The sequence below is a fragment of the Burkholderia sp. AU6039 genome, assembly GCF_002223365.1.
GTDB lineage: Bacteria > Pseudomonadota > Gammaproteobacteria > Burkholderiales > Burkholderiaceae > Burkholderia.
On sequence record NZ_NKFK01000003.1, the window covers coordinates 338765 to 355634 of the forward strand.

General features: G+C 68.8%; 14 protein-coding genes. 6 read left to right on the top strand and 8 right to left on the bottom strand.

The features are described 5' to 3' along the window. The first annotated feature begins 87 nt into the window (after window positions 1-87). Both xdhC and CFB39_RS04120 read left to right on the top strand, forming a co-directional pair. Window positions 88-705 (top strand): xanthine dehydrogenase accessory protein XdhC, encoded by a 618-nt coding sequence (xdhC, locus tag CFB39_RS04115; protein WP_089472240.1) that lies wholly within the window; start codon window positions 88-90, stop codon window positions 703-705. 88 nt (window positions 706-793) lie between these two features. Further along, window positions 794-1195 (top strand): nuclear transport factor 2 family protein, encoded by a 402-nt coding sequence (locus CFB39_RS04120; RefSeq protein ID WP_089472241.1) that lies wholly within the window; start codon window positions 794-796, stop codon window positions 1193-1195. A 34-nt stretch (window positions 1196-1229) separates the two neighbouring features. Here CFB39_RS04120 and CFB39_RS04125 read toward each other — a convergent pair whose 3' ends face one another. From CFB39_RS04125 to CFB39_RS04135, 3 genes are all read right to left on the bottom strand, one after another. Next, entirely contained in the window at window positions 1230-2177 is a 948-nt protein-coding gene (locus CFB39_RS04125; RefSeq protein ID WP_011351110.1) for a LysR family transcriptional regulator, read from the bottom strand. A 68-nt stretch (window positions 2178-2245) separates the two neighbouring features. After that, the gene (locus CFB39_RS04130; RefSeq protein WP_089439342.1) at window positions 2246-2884 is read right to left on the bottom strand and encodes a 2-hydroxychromene-2-carboxylate isomerase; all 639 of its coding nucleotides are present in this window, start codon (window positions 2882-2884) and stop codon (window positions 2246-2248) included. 94 nt (window positions 2885-2978) lie between these two features. Then, a complete protein-coding gene (locus CFB39_RS04135; protein ID WP_089424629.1) occupies window positions 2979-4421 on the bottom strand; it encodes a TAXI family TRAP transporter solute-binding subunit in 1443 nt (480 codons plus the stop codon). Between the two features lie 438 nt (window positions 4422-4859). Here CFB39_RS04135 and CFB39_RS04140 point away from each other — a divergent pair, with 438 nt between their 5' ends. The 3 genes from CFB39_RS04140 to CFB39_RS04155 all read left to right on the top strand — a co-directional run bounded on the left by CFB39_RS04140 (window position 4860) and on the right by CFB39_RS04155 (window position 9905). Continuing rightward, a complete protein-coding gene (locus CFB39_RS04140) occupies window positions 4860-5225 on the top strand; it encodes a BON domain-containing protein (protein WP_089424630.1) in 366 nt (121 codons plus the stop codon). A 136-nt stretch (window positions 5226-5361) separates the two neighbouring features. Further along, window positions 5362-7452 (top strand): D-(-)-3-hydroxybutyrate oligomer hydrolase, encoded by a 2091-nt coding sequence (locus CFB39_RS04145; protein WP_089472242.1) that lies wholly within the window; start codon window positions 5362-5364, stop codon window positions 7450-7452. 617 nt (window positions 7453-8069) lie between these two features. Then, the gene (locus tag CFB39_RS04155; RefSeq protein ID WP_089472243.1) at window positions 8070-9905 is read left to right on the top strand and encodes a S10 family peptidase; all 1836 of its coding nucleotides are present in this window, start codon (window positions 8070-8072) and stop codon (window positions 9903-9905) included. A 343-nt stretch (window positions 9906-10248) separates the two neighbouring features. Here the strand turns inward: CFB39_RS04155 and CFB39_RS04160 are convergent, their stop codons facing one another. From CFB39_RS04160 to CFB39_RS04180, 5 genes are all read right to left on the bottom strand, one after another. Then, entirely contained in the window at window positions 10249-11037 is a 789-nt protein-coding gene (locus tag CFB39_RS04160) for a sulfite exporter TauE/SafE family protein (protein WP_089430683.1), read from the bottom strand. A gap of 342 nt (window positions 11038-11379) precedes the next feature. Beyond that, window positions 11380-12816 carry a DHA2 family efflux MFS transporter permease subunit gene (locus tag CFB39_RS04165; RefSeq protein WP_089430684.1) on the bottom strand — a complete coding sequence of 479 codons (1437 nt, stop codon included), beginning with the start codon at window positions 12814-12816 and terminating at the stop codon, window positions 11380-11382. A 136-nt stretch (window positions 12817-12952) separates the two neighbouring features. Further along, on the bottom strand, window positions 12953-13684 hold the full coding sequence (locus CFB39_RS04170; RefSeq protein ID WP_089472244.1) for a DsbA family oxidoreductase: 732 nt from the start codon (window positions 13682-13684) through the stop codon (window positions 12953-12955). Between the two features lie 207 nt (window positions 13685-13891). Continuing rightward, window positions 13892-14686 carry a transcriptional regulator gene (locus CFB39_RS04175; protein WP_089472245.1) on the bottom strand — a complete coding sequence of 265 codons (795 nt, stop codon included), beginning with the start codon at window positions 14684-14686 and terminating at the stop codon, window positions 13892-13894. Then, window positions 14683-15657 carry an ornithine cyclodeaminase family protein gene (locus CFB39_RS04180; protein WP_089472246.1) on the bottom strand — a complete coding sequence of 325 codons (975 nt, stop codon included), beginning with the start codon at window positions 15655-15657 and terminating at the stop codon, window positions 14683-14685. The genes CFB39_RS04175 and CFB39_RS04180 overlap by 4 nt, the downstream gene beginning before the upstream one ends. A gap of 379 nt (window positions 15658-16036) precedes the next feature. Between CFB39_RS04180 and CFB39_RS04185 the strand changes: the two genes are divergently transcribed. Further along, on the top strand, window positions 16037-16816 hold the full coding sequence (locus CFB39_RS04185; protein WP_089424638.1) for an ABC transporter substrate-binding protein: 780 nt from the start codon (window positions 16037-16039) through the stop codon (window positions 16814-16816). Window positions 16817-16870: the final 54 nt, after the last annotated feature.

A 16870-nucleotide genomic window follows, 5' to 3' on the forward strand; every position in this document is an offset into this window, starting at 1 on the left:
TGGCGCTTCAGCGCTTACTCCGGTTCCATGCACGGCTCCCCCCGAGGGGGCGGTCAGCCTCCTTGGGGCGGCCCAGCGGAGGCTGACATGAACGGCCCCGCCCGCTCGCTCCGCACCGCGTCGACCCCGGCGTTCGCGCCGGGCACCGGCCAGCGCAACCGCGCGACCGGCACGCCCGCGCCGATGCACATCGTGCTGTTCGGCGCCGGGCACGTGGGTCACGCGCTCGTCACGCTGCTCGGCGCGCTGCCGTGCGTCGTGCAGTGGGTCGACACGCGCGACGAGCTGTTCCCGGACGAATGTCCGCCGAACGTGCAGCCGGAGCCGACCGACACGCCGGAGGCGGTCGTCGACGCCGCGCCGCCCGGCGCGTACTTCCTCGTGATGACGCACAACCACGCGCTCGACTTCTCGCTCGCCGCGCAGATCATGCGGCGGCGCGACTACGCGTACTTCGGGATGATCGGCTCGCGCACCAAGCGCGTGAAGTTCGAGCGCCGGCTTGCCGCGCGCGGCGTCGATCCGGCGCGGCTCGTGGAGATGGTGTGCCCGATCGGTGTCGCGGGCATCGTCGACAAGGCGCCGGGCGCGATCGCGGTGGCCGTGTGCGCGGAGCTGCTGCAGGCGCGCTCGGGCATGCCGGTGGCCGACGCGAAGGCCGCCGCTTCGGGGCGTGCGCGCGACGACGTGTCCTGCGCGCGGTAGCGCCGCGCGGCCAGCGCGGGGCCGCGCGATTTTGCATACACTGCACGACGACGCGCGGCATCGGGCCGCGCCTTACCGCGCACGTGCCATGTCCGATCATCAGGTTTATCTCGACGCGCTCGATGCGAGCCTCGTCGCCATCGAGCGCTGGCTGTCCGGCGTCGATACCGCGCCCGAGGCGCTCGATGCGCTGCTCGCCGCGTTTTCCGCCGAATTCACGATGATCCTGACCGACGGCCGCGAGGTCGATCACGACGGTACGCGCGCGTTGTTCGAAAAGCTCGCCGGCGCGAAGCCGGGGCTGCGCATCACGCTGTCGGACACCCGCGTGCTCGCGGCCGACGCGTCGCATGCGACCGTGACCTATCTCGAAGCGCAGCACGCGGCGTCGGGCGAGCTGCCCGCGCGCCGTTCAACCGCCGTGTTCGAGCGCGACGCGGCGGGTGTCGTGCGCTGGACCCATCTGCAGGAAACCTTCTGCACGGCCTGAACTCGAGCGGCCGTGCCGTGCTTTGTGCCGCGGCTCAGCGCTTGCGGCTGCGGGGAACCGTCAGCTCGTCGGACACGCTCTGCATCAGCGCGCACAGCCACGCGATGTCGGTCGGGCGGTCGGGCTGCGGATGCGTGAGCAGGTAGCTCTTGATGCGCGGGAACGGCACGGGCGGCGTGACGACCACGAGCGGCAGCAACTGCGCATAGTGCGTCGCGAAGCGGCGCGTCGTCGTGAAGATCAGGTCCGACTGCAGCAGCACCTGCGGCACGATGCCGAAGTAGGGCAGCGTCGTCACGATGCGCCGCGTGAGGCGCGCGCGTGCCAGGCCGATCTCGATCGCGTTGCGCTTGTCGCCGGTGTAGGGCGTCGGCGCGACGTGCGCGGCCGATGCGTACGCTTCACGCGTGAGCGGCACGCGTGCGAGCGGGTGCGCATCGCGCATCAGGCACACGATCGTGTCGGAGAACAGGTCCTGGCGCGCGAACTGCGGGTCGGGCTTCGGCCAGTTGCCGATCACGAGATCGAGCGCGCCCGATTCGAGCGCGCCCGCGTGATCGAGCGCGGGATTCAGCGAATCGATTTCCAGATGGGCATGCGGCGCCGCGTCGCGAAAGCGCTCGATCAGCGTCGGCATGAAGAAATCGTTCAGGTAATCGGGGGCGGCGACGCGGAACGTGCGCCGTGCCGACGACGGATCGAAATCGCCGTGCGGCGTCGCGATGAAATCGACCTCGCGCAGCGCGCGCTGCGCGGCCTCGAGCAGCGACGCGCCGTATTCGGTCGGGACCATGCCGGATTTGCCGCGCACGAGGATCGGGTCGTTCAGCGTCTCGCGCAGCTTGCGCAGCGCGGTGCTGATCGCCGGCTGGGTCTGGTTCAGCCGCAGCGCGGCCTGCGTGACGCTGCGCTCGAGCAGCAGCGTGCGCAACACGCGCACGAGCCAGATATCGAGCGAGGCGGTACGGTCGTCTTCTTCCATCGTAGGCGGGGATTGCGGGGAAGCGTAACCTTACCGCAGCCGCGCATTGGCGTGCGTGATACCGGCCATCACACACGGCCCTTCGGCAGCACGCTGATCCGCTTGACCTCGCGCGATTCCAGCCAGTTCGGCGTGCGCGCGCAGTACAGCACCATCGGCAGCGCGTCCTCGCCCCAGAACAGCTGCTGGTTCATCCAGAACGTCGGCACGCCGAACACGCCGAGCGCGATCGCGTCGTCGGTGTTGCGGCGCAACTGCGCGCTCGTCTCCTCGAATTCGATCAGCTCGTCGCCGTGGCCGACGCCGACGCGCTCGCACAGTGCCGCGAAGCCTTCCGGCGTCGACGGGTCGTTGCCGTCGTGCCAGATGAAGCGGAACATTTCCAGCACGGTCGCGATGTCGGCGCGCAGCGCGATCGCGAGGCGCAACACCTTGTCGGAATCGAACGGATGGGCGGGCGGCATCTTGAAGCGGATGCCGAGCTGCTCCGCGCGAAACAGGGCGTGACGGTACGTGAACACGCGCTTGGCGGGCACGTCCGCGCTCGAGCGTTGCCCCCAGTGGCGCTGCAGGTCCGGCAGCGACACCGCGACGGGCTCGAACGGCACGTCCGGCCATTTGTCGAGCTGTTCGAGGAGCAGGTAGGAGAACGGCGACACGAAGTCGTAGAACCAGGCGGGTTGGGCGGTGTCGAGGCCGGTTGTCATGGCGATCTCCAGAGGGTGGGGCGAGCGGCGCCTGGCGGCGGCCTCCATGTTACGCGGCGGCGCGCGCATGCGGCAATGATCGCGGATCGTCCGCTCACGCGGAACCGGGAGTCGCCCGAGGGGGCGTGCCGGCCGGCGGCGCGGCTTCGGCCCGTGCCTGCGGCGGGCCGCCGGCGCCCGGCGGGCTGGCCGGCGTGTCCTGGTCGTGCGCGGTGAGCCGTTCGCGCACGAAGCCGATGTGCTCGCGCAGCACGTAGAACTGCCCGGCATACGCCAGCGGCATCTTCATCCGGTTCACGGCTTCCTCGATGTCGTCGAGTTCGTCGAGCAACTGCACGCGCTCCTCGGCCGTGTGCTCGCCGAGCGCGCTGCGCTCGAGCGCGATCAGCGCGCCGTACCAGCGGTAGATGCGCGAGCGCACGCGCCAGCCGTACAGCGACGGCACGAGCCGCAGCCCGGGGATCAGCACGACGATCAGCGGCACGACCACGACGAGCAGCCGGTCGACGAGGCTCGCGACCCAGAACGGCAGCCGCCGGTACAGGAAGGTCTTGCCTGATTTGTAGTAGCGCGCGGCGTCGTCGGAGAGCTGGAACCCGCGCGTGACGGGCGACGGGAATTCGCCCGCGTGCTGCAGGATCGTCGCGTGGCCGTGCACCTCGCGCGCGGCCTCGATCAGCAGGTCGGACAACGCGGGATGCAGCGAGTCGCGCGCGACGAGTTCGATGGTCGGTGCGACCGTGTGGATGTCGGCGGGCGGCAGGTTCCGGCCGAGATCGTAGACCCCCATCGGCAGCGTGATCGCGGTCAGGTACGGGAAGCGCCGCGCGTACGCCTCGGCCTGCGTGAACGAATACACGTGCACGCCCGGCGCGCGGAACAGTTTCGCCATCACCGGGATCTGCGTCGAGTCGCCGGACAGGAACGCCGCGTCGATCTTGCCGTCGAGCAGCGCGGTGGCCGCGTCCTCGCCGGCGGTCGGCAGCAGCTCGGTCGAGCCGCCCGGCACGATGCCGTTCATCTTCAGCAGCGCGAGGCTCAGCTCGCGCGCGCCGCTGCCCTCCGCGCCGAGCGCGAGCCGCTTGCCCTTGAAGTCGGACAGGCGCGCGACGACCGGGCCGCGATACATGATCGCGAGCGGCACGTAGCCGATGCTGCCGAGCGACACGAGATGTTCGTCGCGCTCCTTCGGGCCGATGCCGCTCTGCACGAAACCGACGTCGACCGGCGCGTTCGGGTTCGACAGCCGCGCGAGGTTCTGGGCGGACCCTTCGGACGACTGGACGTCGAGCGTGACGCCGTTCTTCGCGAGGATCGTCTTGTATTTCTGCGCGGCGTTCCAGTACGTGCTGCCGGGCGGCCCGGACGAGATCACGAGTGTGGACGGCGGGGCCGGCTGGATCAGCTTGACCGCGAGCCAGACGGCCGCGCCGGCGAGCAGCACGGTCGGGCCGATCGACAGCGCGAGGTCGCGCCACGATACCGCGACGAAGCGGGCGAGGATGCGGCGAGGCGGGCGAGGGCGGGCTGGCTTCATGGGGGCGGCGGATGACGCTGGCGTGACGTATCGGTGACGATCGGACGGTTGTCATGGACGACGCCGATGCTCGCGGCGATGGTACCCGGTTTCACCGGGCGTGCGCGAGTGGGGCGGCCTGGCGCGGCCCCGCGGCGACAGTGGCGGGCGGCCCCGCGTCAAAAGCTTTGCGCTTCCGCGGGCGCTGGATTACATTGTGCGACGCAGCCGCGCCCGATTTGCGCGCGACCCGGCACGCAATGAGACCGGGCGCGTTCGGCCGGCGGCTGTCCGGCCCGGCCGGCCCGCTTTCGCGTGCGCCGGCCGCCAGCCCGTCTCGCCTCTCTCGTATCGCCGTGGAAAACACCGGCTGTCCCGCCCGTTCGCGCGCGGGCCGGCTGTTTTTGGGGGTAATCGGCCGTACTGTGCACGGCCGTTCCGGAGTGATAAGGAGATAGCATGAAGTCGATCGTGTTGAGAGCGTTGGGCGTTGCCGCCGTGGCGGCCTGTCTGTCGGGCAGCGTGTATGCGCAGTCGAGCGATGCCGCGGCAACGGAAGCGCCCGCGGCCGCGACCAGCGCGCCGAAGGCCGCAGCGAAGACCGCGAAGAAGGCGAACCGCAAGCTTGGCTATGCGGTGCGCAAGGCCATTACGAAGGCGGGCGGCATCGACGTGGCGAACATCGTCGTGCGCTCGAAGGGCGGCGCGATCACGCTGGAGGGCACGGTGCCCGACCAGGCCCAGATCGACAAGGCGGAAGAGGCGGCGAAGGGCGTGAGCGGCGTGACGTCGGTGTCGAACAAGCTGACGGTTCAGCAGCAGTAACGCCGGGCGACGGCGCGTGAGCGCCGCGTGCGCCCGTTTTCAGGCGGGCCCCGGCATGCCGGGGCCCGTTTGCGCTTGAGAGGCCGCAAGCCGCACGAAGCGGCGGCGGACCGATAACGATATCGAGAGGGCGGCGATGACGAGACTCGGGTGGGGCAGGCGGATGGTTTTCGGCGCGGCGCTGGCCGCGGTCGCGATGCTCGGCGCCTGTAACGGCGACGAGTCGGCCGAGCGCAACCGGTTGCCCGGTTTCGTGTCCGGCAGCGTGCGCACGACGGCCTATGACGGCGCGAGCGACGACCTGCTGACGGCCGGCCTCGGCAAGACGGGCCTCGGCTCGGCGAGCGCCCCCGGCTTTGCGAATGCCGCCCGGCCGACGGGTGCCGAGCTGCGCCGTCTCGCGATCTGGTCGAACTACCGCGCGCTGGTCGACATGAGCGCCAACGGCGGCTACGGCCGCTTCTGGGGGCCGAACGTCGACCTCGACGGCAACGACACGCTCGGCGAAGGCAAGATTCCCGGCACCGAATATCTCGCGTACGCCGACGACGGCAGCGGCAGCAAGAACGTCACGCTGCTCGTGCAGGTGCCCGCCAGCTTCAATCCCGCGCAGCCGTGCATCGTCACCGCGACGTCGTCGGGCTCGCGCGGCGTGTACGGCGCGATTTCCGCGGCCGGCGAATGGGCGCTCAAGCGCGGCTGCGCGGTCGCCTACAACGACAAGGGCGGCGGCAACGGCGCGCACGAGCTGATGTCGGACACCGTCACGCTGATCGACGGCACGCTCGCCAACGCAGTGCTGGCCGGCACCGCGAGCCTGTTCACCGCGAACGTCACCAGCGGCGATCTCGCCACGTTCAATTCCCGCTTCCCGAACCGCTATGCGTTCAAGCACGCGCATTCGCAGCAGAATCCCGAGCAGGACTGGGGGCGCGTGACGCTGCAGTCGGTCGAGTTCGCGTACTGGGCGCTCAACGAGCAGTTCGGACCGCTGGTCGACGGCTCGCATCACGGCGTGCGCTATCGCGCGGGTGACATCACGACGATCGCCGCGTCGGTCAGCAACGGCGGCGGCGCGTCGCTCGCGGCGGCCGAACAGGACAACCGCGGCTGGATCACCGCGGTCGTGGTCGGCGAGCCGCAGGTCAACGTGCGGATGGCGCCGAACGCGGTCGTGCGCTCGGGCGGCCAGCCCGTGCCGTCGTTCGGCCGGCCGCTGGCCGACTACGCGACGCTCGCGAACCTGCTGGAGCCGTGCGCGGCCGCGTCGGCGTCGCTTGCCGACGCGCCGTCCCTGAGCGCGCTGCCGGCGGCGACCACGCAGTCGATCCGCACCCAGCGCTGCGCGACGCTCGCCGCGGCCGGGCTCGTGTCGGGCGCCGATACGCAAAGCCAGGCCGCCGACGCGCTCGCGCAGCTCCACGCGGCCGGCTACCTCGCCGATTCCGACCTGCTGCAGGCGCCGATGTGGGATTCGCAGGCGATTCCGGCGATCGCGGTCACGTATGCGAACGCGTACACGCGCTCGCGCGTCACCGACAACCTGTGCAATTTCAGCTTCGCGACGACGAACCCGGCGACGGGCGCCGTCGCCGCGCCCGCCACGTCGCCGATGCCGGCCGTGTTCGGCGTCGGCAACGGCGTGCCGCCGACGGCCGGCATCAGCCTCGTGTTCAACACGGGCGCGGGCGTCGACCACCGGCTCGCGACGCCCGACGGGAGCTTCGCGGGCGCGCTGTGCCTGCGCCAGCTCTGGACGAACGGGATGCTCGGGATGCCCGCGAACGTCGACGCGGTGCGCGTGAACGCGAACCTGCAGGGCAAGCCGGCGATCATCGTGCAGGGCCGCAGCGACGCGCTCGTGCCCGTGAACCACGCGTCGCGCGCGTACGTCGCGCAGAACGGCATCAGCGAAGGCGGGCGCAGCCAGCTCGTGTTCTACGAGGTGACGAACGGCCAGCACTTCGACGCGTTCCTGCCGGTGCCGGGCTTCGACACGCGCTTCGTGCCGGTTCATTACTACAACCTGCAGGCGCTGAACCTGATGTGGAAGCACCTGAAGAGCGGCGCGCCGTTGCCGCCGTCGCAGGTGATCCGCACGGTGCCGCGCGGCGGCACGCCGGGCGCCGCGCCCGCGCTGACGAGCGCGAACCTGCCGCCGATCTCGGCCGCGCCGGGCGCGAATGCGATTCCCGTCGGCGCCGGCGCGATCGACGTGCCGCTCTGACGGCACGCGTCGCGCCGCCCTCACGAAGCCGGACAGTCGTCCGGCTTTTTCTTTTGGGTGCTCTGGAATCGGTCCCGAACTGCCTTTTATCGGAATGGCGAGCGCCGTAACAAATTATTACTTTACGGCGATAAATCGGAACCCTAATATGCGCCGGTATTTTCACTTAATTTAATAAATTCCAGATACGAGGATATTCCTTTCCGTTTAGTTAATCGATCCTTTCGATTTTATTAAATCGGCTCGAGTCGCGATTGATCGTCGTTTTGCGATTAATCGGCATCTCGCCGAGGGGGATTGTTCGTCTGTTCGAAGCGAGGCGCCCTTGGTGGGGCTGGCCTGGCAAGGGCGTGCTTTTGCCGTCGATTTTGTGCGCGTGCAAATGCGCTGAATGAATATGTATTGCTGCGGATTATCGAATTGTCGTTCGCGATGGAATTGATTTCATTGTGCGGTCGCAAAAAAATATGGGTGGGGTAAATCGTGCCGGTCGGTATTCGCCGAGCCGGTAAAAAACTCGGAGTGCGTCGCATAACGAATGCATTCCCGGTGCGGAGCGCCGGCGCAAATGATCCTTTGCGACCGGCGGTATTTATCGTTCTGTTCGAGAGGCAATAATGACGACACGGAAGTCCTTGAAAGACGGTTTCGCGCTATTCGGAACGACACTGAGCGTGCCGCTCGCAGCGGCCGCGGCCGCTGCGCTGCTCGTCACGGGGTGCGGCGGCGACGACGGGTCGAGCCCGGCCGCTTCGGCGGCGGCCGCCGCCGCGACGTCGGCCGGCGCCAGCACGTCGGCCAACACCACCGCAACGGCCGTCGCGGCCGACCAGCCGTACGTCGACAACGACGTGTACGGCACCGGGCCGAACGACGCGGTCACGGATTCCACGGAAGGGGCGGCCGTCGTGCACCGTACGGTCACGATCGGCGGCAAGACCATCAAGTACACGGCCACCACGGGCCACCTGACGACGATCGATCCGGTCACGTCGGCGCCGAACGCGAAGATGTTCTACGTCTCGTACACGCAGGACAATCCGGACCCGTCGAAGCCGCGCCCGGTCACGTTCTTCTACAACGGCGGCCCCGGCTCGTCGTCGGTCTACCTGCTGCTCGGCTCGTACGGGCCGAAGCGCCTGCAGTCGTCGTTCCCGAACTTCACGCCGCCCGCGCCGTACAAGCTGCTCGACAACCCGGACAGCCTGCTCGACCGTACCGACCTCGTGTTCATCAACCCGGTCGGCACCGGTTACTCGGCGGCGATCGCCCCGGCGAAGAACAAGGACTTCTGGGGCACCGACCAGGACGCCCGCTCGATCGACCGCTTCATCCAGCGCTACCTGACCAAGTACTCGCGCTGGAATTCGCCGAAGTTCTTGTACGGCGAGTCGTACGGCACCGCGCGCAGCGCGGTCGTGTCGTGGGTGCTGCATGAGGACGGCATCGACCTGAACGGGATCACGCTGCAGTCGTCGATCCTCGACTACGCGAACGCGCTGTCCGCGCCGGGCACGTTCCCGACGCTCGCGGCCGATGCGTTCTACTGGAAGAAGACGACGCTCAACCCGACGCCGACCGACCTCGACGCGTACATGGTCCAGGCCCGCAACTACGCCGACAACACGCTCGCGCCGCTCGCGCAGAAGCCGAACCCGCAGGACGGCGGCTTCGTGAACGTGCGCCTGAACCTGAACCTGCAGACCGCGCAGCAGATGGGCGCGTACATCGGCACGGATCCGACGTCGCTGATCCAGACGTTCGGCAACCCGGCCGCGCTCGGCAACGTGCCGTCGTCGAACGACAACCCGCCGTACACGTTCTTCCTGACGCTCGTGCCGGGCACGCAGATCGGCCAGTACGACGGTCGCGCGAACTTCACGGGCAAGGGCATCGCGCCGTACATCCTGCCGAACTCGGGCAGCAACGATCCGTCGATCACGAACGTGGGCGGCGCGTACACGGTGCTGTGGAACAGCTACATCAACACGGACCTCAAGTACACGTCGACGTCGTCGTTCGTGGACCTGAACGACCAGGTCTTCAACAATTGGGACTTCAGCCACACGGATCCGACCGGCGCGAACAAGGGCGGCGGCAATACGCTGTACACGGCGGGCGACCTCGCGTCGACGATGAGCGTGAACCCGGACCTGAAGGTGCTGTCGGCCAACGGCTATTTCGACGCCGTCACGCCGTTCCACCAGACGGAGCTGACGCTCGCGCAGATGCCGCTCGACCCGACGCTCAAGGCGCAGAACCTGACGATCAAGAACTACCCGTCGGGCCACATGATCTACCTGAACGACGCGTCGCGGACCGCGCTGAAGGGCGATCTCGCCAACTTCTACGACGGCATCCTCGCCAACCGCACTGCGCTGCAGCGCGTGCTGAAGCTGCAGATGCGCACGCAGCAGCTCAAGCAGCAGAAGTTGCAGCAGCAAGGGCAGTAAGCGCCGCGGGCGGCTCGCGCCGCCTGACGTGAGATCGAGGCACTGCCTTGCTACGTGCTCCAGCACTTCACGTGGCGTGTGTTGAAGGCAGTGCTGGCGTTCTCCAAGATGCCCCGTGAGTCATGGACTTCCGGGGCATCTTCTTGTCGGGAGCTGGACGAGTCGCCCCGTAAACCGCCCATGACGGTGTTGCCGAATCCTCAAAAGGGGGATGATTGACCCTCTTTTGAGGATTTACCGGAACATCCCCATAAAGTGACGGCAGAGTGACGTGACGGGGCCTTTCTTCGGAAGATTCCGGCGAGAGAAAGGATGTCGACGTGTGCCGTTGCAGCCGCGCCGCTTACGCCAGCACGAGCCGCACGCCGACCGCGACGAGCGTCGAGGCGAGCAGGTTGCGCAGCAGCCGTTCAGGCGCGCGCGCCGACAGCAGGCTGCCGATCACGATGCCGGGCAGCGAGCCGAGCAGCAGCGACAGCAGCATCGACCAGTCGACCGAGCCGAGCAGCCAGTGGCCCATGCCCGCGACGAGCGTGAGCGGCACCGCGTGCGCGATGTCGGAGCCGACGATGCGGGTGGTCGCGAGCATCGGATACAGCAGCAGGAGCACGGTCACGCCGATCGCGCCGGCGCCGACCGACGTCATCGACACGAGCACGCCGAGCACGGCGCCTGTCAGCACGGTCGACCACAGCGTGCGCGCGGGGCTCGGCGCGAGCGGGTTGCGTGCGGCGAACGCGGTGAGCTGCGGCCGGAAGATCAGCGCGAGCGACGTGAGCAGCAGCGCGATGCCGAGCACGAGCTGGATCATCCGCGCGGTGCCCGGCGCGTTCATCCCGTGCGTGTGCAGCCACCACAGCGTGACGGCCGCGGCCGGGACGCTGCCCGCCGCGAGCCGGCCCGTGATGCGCCAGTCGATCGAGCCTTTCAGGCCGTGGACGAGCGTGCCGGTAGCCTTGGTCGCGGCCGCGTACAGCAGGTCGGTGCCGACCGCCGTTGCCGGGTGGACGCCGAACAGCAGCACGAGGATCGGCGTCATCAACGAACCACCGCCAACGCCCGTCAGGCCGACGAGGATACCGACGAACAGGCCGGACAACGAGTACAGCAGATCGATATGGGGAAGCGACATCGGAAGGAGGCGGTTATGCGGCGACGGTTGTGCGATGTTCGGCGGCGGCGCGTGGCCGCGGCGCGCGCATCAAAGTCCGCCATTGTCGCAAAAGTGGCGCGTCGATGGTCGACTGCGTTAAAAATCGGCGGGGGAAGCCCGTGGGGCGGGCATCTGGCCCGAAGTAAAACAGGCGTTTGAGCGGAGCGAGGGGCGTGATGGCTGTTCTCCTCGCGACTGATCCGCCCGAAACGCCCGGTGAAGCGAGAGCGGGTGCCAGGCCCGGCACGCATAAAAAAGGGCGCGACAGTACGCGCCCTGGTTCGAGGGCGGCGGTCGATGCCACCCGCCGCCGGCTAGCGGTCAGTGCATTGCGGAGCCGACGCCTTCGACCGCACCCTGCTGCCGGATGCGCAGCGCGAGGCCGATCAGCGCGGCGACGGCAGCGAATGCCGCGCCGAACGCGAAGGCCGCATGGTAGCCGCCGTTCAGCGCGTCGAGCGGGGCATTCGCCGCCGCGAGCGCGTTGGTGCGGGCGGCCGCGAGGCTGGCGAGCACGGCGAGGCCGAGCGCGCCGCCCATCATGAACGCGGTGTTGACGATCCCCGACGCGAGCCCGGAATCGGCCGGATCGACGTCGCTCATCGCGGCGAGCAGCACCGGATTGAACGCGACGCCCGCGCCGATGCCGAGCAGCGTCATGCCGGGCAGCACGTGCCAGACGAAGCCGCCGTCCACCGGTGCGCGCGAGAACAGTGCGAGGCCGCACGCCGCGATCAGCAGGCCGGCCGCGATCGGGCCGCGGATGCCGAAGCGCATCACGATCCGCGCGGACAGCCCGAGCGAGAACGCGGCCATGATCAGGTTCGCCGGCAGGAACGCGAGGCCGACCTGCAGCGGCCCGTAGCCGAGCACGCGCTGCATGTACAGCGCGGACAGGAAGAACCACGCGAACATCGCGGCCGCCCACAGCACGGCGATCACGTTCGCGAGCGCGACGTTGCGCGACGCAAACAGCGAGAGCGGCATCAGCGGATGCGCGGCGCGCGCCTCGATCGCGATGAACAGCGCGAGCAGCGCGGCGGCCGCGCCGATCAGCGCGACGGTCTGCGTCGACAGCCAGCCGGCCTCGTTGCCGCCGACGATCCCGTAGACGGCCAGCATCAACGAAGCAGTGACGGTGATCGCGCCCGCGACGTCGAGCCGTGCGTTGCCGGCCGGCGCGCGCAGGCGCGGCAGCAGCGCGGCGCACATCGCATAGACCGCGATGCCGATCGGCAGGTTGACGAGGAAGATCCAGTGCCACGACAGCGAGCTCGTCAGCAGTCCGCCGAGCAGCACGCCGATGCTGCCGCCGCCCGCGCAGACGAAGCCGTACACGCCCATCGCCCGGGCGCGTTCGCCGGGCTCGGTGAAGAGATTCATGATCAGCGACAGCGCGACGGCCGATACGACCGCGCCGCCGATGCCCTGCACCGCGCGCGCGGCGATCAGCATCGCCTGCGATTGCGCGAGGCCGCACGCGAGCGATGCGAGCGTGAAGACGACGAGGCCGGCGAGGAACATGCGCCGCTGGCCGTACAGGTCGCCGAGCCGTCCGCCGAGCAGCAGGCAGCCGCCGAACGTCAGCAGGTACGCGTTGACGACCCACACGAGGGCCGTCTCGGTGAAATGGAGGTCGGTGCTGATCGACGGCAGTGCAACGTTCACGATCGTGCTGTCGAGCACGATCATCAGCACGCCGAGGCAGAGGACGATCAGCGCGTACCAGCGCTTCTCGCCGTGAATCCCGTGGGTCATGGGCTTGCCGCCTTCTGATAGTTATTTGAAAGGCTGCATTGTAGACCCCCTCGGCGCGGGCTTCCTGCCGGTTTGTGGCAGCAGCGATGCGTAGTCGCGCGTCCGGGCGGGACGCGCGCGATGGAGGCGACGGGCGTTACGAGCGCGCCGGCAGTTCGCAGCCATCGGGGCCGCACGCGGCTGCGTCGCCGCCGTCGAGTTCGACGATGCCGTCGCGCCATGCCTGGTCGAGCGCCTGCGCGAACGCGTCGGCCGGTTGCGCGCCCGACACCGCATAGCGGCCGCCGAACACGAACAGCGGCACGCCGCGGCCGCCGATCTGCGCGGCGCGGGCGGCATCGGCCTCGACTTCGGCGCGGTACAGGTCGCTGCGCAGCACGGCTTCGACGGCCGAGCGCTCGAGCCCCGCTTCGACCGCGAATTCGGTCAGCTCGGCGTGATCGAACAGCGAGCCGTGCTCGCAGAAATACGCGCGGTACAGCCGCTCGGTCAGCGCGTGCGCGCGGCCCGTCGCTTCCGCGAGCTTCACGAGCCGGTGGCCGTCGAGCGTATCGCCGACGAGCGTGCCGGGCAGGTCGTAGCGCAGCCCGACGCTCGCGGCCGCATCGGTCACCTGGCGCAGCATCTGGTCGACCTGCGCGGGCGACATCCGGTACTTGCCGGCGAGCATCGCCTCGACCGGCTCGACGGGCTGGCCGGGCATCAGCCGGTACGCGCGCAGCGCGACGTCGACGCGGTCGGCGTGCGCGAACGCGGCGAGCGCCTCGTCGAAGCGGCGCTTGCCGATCCAGCACCACGGGCAGATCAGGTCGGACCAGATTTCGACGGTCAGGGTCGGGCGGGCAGTCGGGGCGGGAGCGGTCGTCATGGGCAATTCCGGGCAGCAAAAAAATGTAACCGGGACTATATCATTTTGTACTTCGACGTTTCGTCCTGGCCGGGCGGCCATGCGGTCATATGAAACGGGCGCCCGGCGTATCACGAAGCATAGACACGGAAGCGGCGTCCCGATAGCGAATGCCGATGCCCGGCCGTCGCCGTATGCGGCGGCGAATCTGCCCGAAGGGTGGTTCGCTTACGCGTCGCCCTGCGTTTCCTTCAGGTGCTTGAGGTGCTTGTAGACCGTCGCGCGGCCCATTCCGAGCACGTTCGCGACATAGTTCGCCGCGCTCTTGCCGCGGAACGCGCCTTCCGCGTAAAGCGCTTCGACGAGCTCGCGCCGGTGCTCGCGCGTGAGCCCGTTCAGCCCGACCTGCCGCTCGCGCAGCCAGCCGTGCAGGAACGTGTTGATGCGCTCCTGCCAGTCGTCGCGGAACAGCTCGTCCGGCTGCGCGACGACGCCCGCGCCCTTGATGAACAGGTCGAGCGTCGCGCGCACCTCGTCGAACACCGCGATGTTGAAGTTGATGCACATCATCCCGGCCGGGCGGCCTTCGTCGTCGAACAGCACGTTGCTCACGCAGCGCATCCGCCGTCCGTCCCAGTTCAGCTTCTCGTACGGGCCGATCACGCGCTCGCGCGCGGAATGATCGATTTCCTCGAGCGCGGAATCGTCGCCGACCTCGCGCTTCGACAGGTTGTTCGCGAGATACAGCACGGTCTGGTCGTGCAGGTCGTGGATCACGACTTCCGCGTACGGGAAGAACAGTGCGGCGATACCGTCGGCGATCGGCGCATAGCGGGTGAGCAGCAGGTCTTTGACGGGGGATTTCTTCTTGCGCATCGGGTTCGCCATCTCGGGTGGGCGGGGGCCGGGCAGCGCATCGGGCCGGCGTGCCGGCGTACCGTTGGCCGGCATGCCCGTGCGCCCGCGCGCGGCCGCCGCGGCGGTTGCGCCATTGTATCGGCCCCGCGCGCGCGTGCCGCTCATGCGCGTGCCAGGTGCGTGTACAGCGCGTGCGCGATCGCGATGTCCTCGAGCCCGAGGCCGATCGAGCGGAAGAACGCGTGACGGGCATACGACGGTGCCGGGCAGGTGCCGGCGACGAGCGCGGGCAGGTCGCCGGCGATCCGCGCGGCGTCCCAGCCGTGTTCGGCCGCCGCGATCTGCATCTCGCCGGCGCTCGCGGGCGTCGTATGCCGGTAGTCGCAGTACACGTCCATGTCGGGCAGCCAGGCGGGCGGGATCTCGTGGGCGCGCGCGACGTTCGTGCTGATCGACGTGACGAGCGCGGGGCGCGTGAGCATCCCGTCGCCGAGCACGGGCGTGCCGGACGACGTGCACAGCATCACGACGTCCGCGTCGCGCACGCAGGCTTCGACGCTCGCCGCGGCGCGCGCACGCGGATCGAGTTGCGCGAGCGCCGCGTGCTGCGCCGCGTCGCCGGCGAGCGACGGCGAGTACACGCGGATCGTCTCCCAGTCGCGCAAGCCCGCCGTGTGCCGCAGGTGCGCGAGGCCGACCGCGCCCGCGCCGACGATCGCGAGATGGCGCGCGGCGCGCGGCGCGAGGCAGTCGACCGCGAGCGCGGTCGTGCCGGCCGTGCGCTCGACGGTCAGCAGGCCGGCGTCGCACCACATCAGCGGCTGGCCCGTGCGCATCGACATCAGCGCGGTCCACGCGGTGACGATTGGTCCCCCGTCGGGCTTGCCGCCCGTCACGACATACGGCGACAGCTTCGCGCCGAATACGTGCGCGTCGGCGAGCGCGCCGAGATACGTGATGAAGTCGCCGGCCTGGTCGGGAAACAGCGTCAGCGTTTGCGGCGGCTGCACCGCGCGCGCCGCGGCGAGCGACGCGAACATGCTGCGCAGCGTGCCGAGCACGTCGAGCGACGGCAGGGCCGCGCGCACCGCGGCTTCGTCGACGGTCAGCGGCAGGGTCGGGGCGGTTTGCGTCATGGGGACATCTCCGGTCGGGGCCGGACAGGACAGTCTCGATCGACGGTGTCCGGCAGTGTTCGTGATGGACGAAAAGTCTAATATAGACAAGAAAAATCGGGAGAATTTTTCTTTTCGAGATGTCGTGCCGTCGCGTGGTTAGGAAAAATCGCAGGTAAATCAAGGGGATTAAGGATAGGTGGCGAATTTTCGACGTCGCGTATCAGGGCACGATTCTCGTATCCCCTATAGTCTATAGTAGACTTTTAGTCTATATTTCGCGTGCAGGTCTCGACGCATCGCCGCATGGCGGCCGCCTGCTTCGAATGCCGACCCGGCGCCCGGCCCGGGGCGTCGTGCACCGATCTTCATCGCCTCAATCCGGAACGGAAGGACCGTCATGAACTGGAAGCTCTCCCTTTGCGCCGCCGCGGCGCTTGCCTGCGCGGCCGTCACGGCCCATGCGGAACAGACCACGTTGCGCTTCGGGATCGAAGCCGCCTATCCGCCGTTCGAGAGCAAGACGCCGGCCGGCCAGCTGCAGGGTTTCGACGTCGACATCGGCAACGCGGTGTGCGCGAAGCTGAACATGAAATGCGTGTGGGTCGAGAATGCGTTCGACGGCCTGATCCCGGCGCTGCAGGCACGCAAGTTCGACGCGATCAACTCGGCGATGAACATCACGTCGAAGCGCCGGCAGAGCATCGACTTCACGCCGGCGATCTACGTGGTGCCGATCGTGATGATCGCCAAGCACGGCTCGCCGCTGCGGCCCGACGTCGCGAGCCTGCGCGGCAAGCACGTCGGCGTGCTGCAGGGCTCGTCGCAGGAGGATTTCCTGAAGGCGCACTGGGCCAACGCGGGCGTGGCCGTCGTGTCGTACCAGGATCAGGACCAGATCTATGCGGATCTCGTCGCGGGTCGTCTCGACGCGGCTGTGCAGGAAGCGCAGACCGCGCAGGACGGTTTCCTCGACAAGCCGGCCGGCCGTGACTACCAGATCGTCGGCGAGCCGCTGAAGGATCCGGCGACGCTCGGTGAAGGCACGGGCTTCGGGATGCGCAAGAACGACAAGGCGCTGCAGGCGAAGATCGTCGGCGCGCTCGACGCGCTGAAGAAGGACGGCACGCTCAGCGCGCTGTCGCAGAAGTACTTCAAGCGCGACATCGTCTCGAAGTAATCGTCATGACCGCCGTGCGCCGGCCGCCGCGCCGGTGCGTGTCGCATCGAATCT

Bases quoted from the DNA above. Each gene is read 5' to 3' on its own strand.
- CFB39_RS04120 (WP_089472241.1), top strand. From the start codon at position 794: ATGTCCGATCATCAGGTTTATCTCGACGCGCTCGATGCGAGCCTCGTC.
- CFB39_RS04185 (WP_089424638.1), top strand. From the start codon at position 16,037: ATGAACTGGAAGCTCTCCCTTTGCGCCGCCGCGGCGCTTGCCTGCGCG.
- CFB39_RS04170 (WP_089472244.1), bottom strand. From the start codon at position 13,684: ATGACGACCGCTCCCGCCCCGACTGCCCGCCCGACCCTGACCGTCGAA.
- CFB39_RS04180 (WP_089472246.1), bottom strand. From the start codon at position 15,657: ATGACGCAAACCGCCCCGACCCTGCCGCTGACCGTCGACGAAGCCGCG.
- CFB39_RS04135 (WP_089424629.1), bottom strand. From the start codon at position 4,421: ATGAAGCCAGCCCGCCCTCGCCCGCCTCGCCGCATCCTCGCCCGCTTC.
- CFB39_RS04165 (WP_089430684.1), bottom strand. From the start codon at position 12,816: ATGACCCACGGGATTCACGGCGAGAAGCGCTGGTACGCGCTGATCGTC.
- CFB39_RS04145 (WP_089472242.1), top strand. From the start codon at position 5,362: ATGACGAGACTCGGGTGGGGCAGGCGGATGGTTTTCGGCGCGGCGCTG.
- CFB39_RS04155 (WP_089472243.1), top strand. From the start codon at position 8,070: ATGACGACACGGAAGTCCTTGAAAGACGGTTTCGCGCTATTCGGAACG.
- xdhC (WP_089472240.1), top strand. From the start codon at position 88: ATGAACGGCCCCGCCCGCTCGCTCCGCACCGCGTCGACCCCGGCGTTC.
- CFB39_RS04160 (WP_089430683.1), bottom strand. From the start codon at position 11,037: ATGTCGCTTCCCCATATCGATCTGCTGTACTCGTTGTCCGGCCTGTTC.
- CFB39_RS04125 (WP_011351110.1), bottom strand. From the start codon at position 2,177: ATGGAAGAAGACGACCGTACCGCCTCGCTCGATATCTGGCTCGTGCGC.
- CFB39_RS04140 (WP_089424630.1), top strand. From the start codon at position 4,860: ATGAAGTCGATCGTGTTGAGAGCGTTGGGCGTTGCCGCCGTGGCGGCC.
- CFB39_RS04130 (WP_089439342.1), bottom strand. From the start codon at position 2,884: ATGACAACCGGCCTCGACACCGCCCAACCCGCCTGGTTCTACGACTTC.
- CFB39_RS04175 (WP_089472245.1), bottom strand. From the start codon at position 14,686: ATGAGCGGCACGCGCGCGCGGGGCCGATACAATGGCGCAACCGCCGCG.